General features: G+C 62.9%; 1 protein-coding gene, 2 pseudogenes and 1 riboswitch. All 3 genes and pseudogenes read right to left on the reverse strand.

Annotation, left to right across the window (positions count from 1 at the left end):
• Positions 1 to 98: 98 nt before the first annotated feature.
• Positions 99 to 480 (reverse strand): annotated as a pseudogene (locus CDI09_RS17240) (carbohydrate porin); the annotation flags it as partial.
• Positions 481 to 611: 131 nt separating this feature from the next.
• Positions 612 to 838: riboswitch (cobalamin riboswitch) on the reverse strand.
• A 30-nt stretch (positions 839 to 868) separates the two neighbouring features.
• Positions 869 to 1,807, reverse strand: a complete 939-nt coding sequence (locus CDI09_RS17245) for a ribokinase (protein WP_078527939.1) — start codon at positions 1,805 to 1,807, stop codon at positions 869 to 871.
• 237 nt (positions 1,808 to 2,044) lie between these two features.
• Positions 2,045 to 2,671 (reverse strand): annotated as a pseudogene (locus CDI09_RS17250) (EAL domain-containing protein); the annotation flags it as partial.
• Positions 2,672 to 2,771 lie beyond the last annotated feature (100 nt).

Genomic DNA, 2,771 nt, shown 5'->3' on the forward strand with positions numbered 1-2,771 from the left:
CTTCCATCAGGCGGTCCAGGAGGTCTTTATCAATGCTCATGCGGGGGCTCCTCTTCGAGCAATTTATCACCACACCGCACAAAATTCAGGATAGTCCCACCGCCGGTGCCGTTGCCCCACACTTCATCGACTTCCTGAATGTCGAAGCTGATGCCGTGCTTGTACAGCCACGGTCGCGCGCCCCACATATTGCCCAGCAGGTTGCCGCTGGTGTCGAGCTTGTCGCCATCGCCTGCGGCCTTTTCCTCCGCCTCCGCCTGGGCGCGCTCGGAATCACGCACCGTGGCGGGGTCGATCTGCACGATCAGCGGGGTGGAATTGCCCAGGCGGGCGCGGTCCTGCGCAATCTGGGTCAGGGCCTGGGCGTGGGCTGCGGTGCAGCAGGTGCCGCTCAGGGCGCCCGACAGCAGCAGCATGCGCGACAGGGGCTGCCGGTGCGTAAGGAGAGTATGCAATTTCATGGTGGAAACATCCCGTCAGGATGGGTCTGGCGCTACAGGGCCAGAAAATGACAGGCCGCACGAAAGGCCTGTCGCTGCTACGGCATACGGGATGTCAGGTCGGAGGGCGCATGGTCTCACTATCCATCTCCGGTCATGCCCGCCCGGCGATATCGTTAAAGGACAATGGCAGGTCTCCTGACTTGCGGGTCACCGCACTGCATCTCCCTTCCCGGCCGGAGCCAGTGGTCGCTGTTGGTACAGCGTCAGATGCAGCACTCTCCGCCTACAGTTGCGGGTACAGTTGCCGACTGCGCCCCCGGGCCTGAACACCCTGCCGGGGCTTACGGCATTCCCTTTTTACCCGTTTGCACGGGACCATTGACTTGTCGGGCTGGACTATAGCGCGCGCGGATCAATGCGCAAGATCAGCCCGGCTGTGCATCCAGCAGGGTGGCGACTTCATCAGCCGTGGGCGCGGCCTCGGCGGCTCCTGCGCGGGTGGTGGCCAGTGCGCCGCAGGCTGCAGCAAAACGCACGGCTTCGGGCATATCTGCTCCGCGCGTCAGCGCCGTGGCCAGACCGGCGTTGAAGCAGTCACCCGCTGCCACCGTGTCGATTGCCTTGACGCGGAAGGGCGGCACAAATCCCTGTGCCGCCGGGGTGGACCACACCACGCCCCGATGCCCCAGCTTGATGATGACCGTGTGCGGGCCGCGTGCGTGCAGGATACGGGCGGCGGCCAGGGCTGTGGCTTCATCGGTGGGGGTAAGGCCGGTCAGGGCCTGTGTTTCGATCTCGTTGGGGGTAATGATGCTGGCCATGGCGTACAGCGCCGCAGGCAGTCCGGTATCCGGCACAGGGGCAGGGTCGAGCATGACGGGTATGCCACGCTCATGTGCTGCGCGTGCCATGGCCAGCACAAGGTGCGGGTCCATTTCCATCTGCAGCATGAGCATCGCGGCATTGTCCAGTACCGGGGCAAGGATTGCGGCGCACTGGTCGCCATGCGCCATGTTGGCGCCGCCATCGACAAGGATCTGGTTCTGGCCTGCATGGTTGATGGTAATAAAGGCGCGCCCGGTGCCCGCCGTTGCATCGGCCATCAGGCCGCGCGTGTTGACGCCGGCTTCAGCCAGGGTGGCGCGTGCCATCTCTGCCAGCATGTCCTGCCCGGTCCAGCCTGCAAGGGCCACGTTCTGGCCCAGCCGTGCCACGGCAATGGCCTGGTTGGCTCCCTTGCCACCCAGCTCGGTGCTGGAGGAATGCACATGCAGCGTCTCGCCCGGCCGGGCAAAACGCGCGACATGCACAACAAAATCAATATTCGTGCTGCCAATGACGGCAATGGCTGACGGCGTTGACATGCTGGCCCCTGTGGTGGTGAATGCGGGCACAGACATACCAGCATGCCCATGGAATGTGGGGCGAAACATGCAGAAGTTCTGGTGAAGTTTTTTCAAAGCAGAGCCAGAAAACAGCCCGCCCGGTCACACTGACGGCAATTTGCCCGCCCCGCGCACATCTTGTGCAGGAGATCATTGCCCTGACAGGGATTTCTGCAAACCCCTTAGCCCAGAACATTCCCGTGTTTTCAGGTCATGTCAGGCAACCGGCACGCTTTCGGCCCGGCGTTCCCTGATCCATGTATCAAGGGCTGCGGTATCCATCGGGCGGCCGAAGTAATAGCCCTGTATCACGTCGCAGTCGATGTTGCGCAGCTGGGCGCACTGGGTGGCGTCCTCCACCCCTTCGGCCACAACGGTCATGCCCAGCGTATGGCCGATGCGGATGATGGCGGTCACCACCTGCCGCACGTTGCCGGTGCTGCCAAAGCCGTTCATGAAGCTGCGGTCGATCTTGACCTCGCTTATGGGCAGGCTGGCAAGGTTGGACAGGCTGGAATACCCGGTGCCGAAATCATCCATCGACAGGCCAATGCCCAGTTCGCGGATGGCCCTGGCGGTTGCGACCGTCTGCTCGAAGTTCTCGATCATGGCGGTCTCGGTCAGTTCCACGATCAGGCGTTCGGGCGGCACGTTGGTCTCGTGCAGGATGGTGGCAAGCTGCGACACGAGTTCGGGATCCTGAAACTGGATGGCCGAGACATTGACCGATACGGTGGGCACGGGAATGCCGTGGGCGATCCATTGCGCCATCTGCGCGCATGCCGCGCGCAGCGACCAGACGCCGATGGCGCGGATCTGCCCGGTTTCCTCCGCCACGGGAATGATACCAACCGTTGATTGCTATAACCTATGAGCCCAATTGCGCAGTCCGATTGACATGATGCGCCATGGTTGATCGACGAGCTGGTTCCAGGCATGGCAG

It is taken from the genome of Komagataeibacter nataicola (assembly GCF_003207795.1).
In the GTDB taxonomy this organism is placed as follows: domain Bacteria; phylum Pseudomonadota; class Alphaproteobacteria; order Acetobacterales; family Acetobacteraceae; genus Komagataeibacter; species Komagataeibacter nataicola.

What these genes read in the sequence shown, in the direction of transcription:
- CDI09_RS17245 (WP_078527939.1), bottom strand. Translation starts at nt 1,807, where the DNA reads ATGTCAACGCCGTCAGCCATTGCCGTCATTGGCAGCACGAATATTGAT.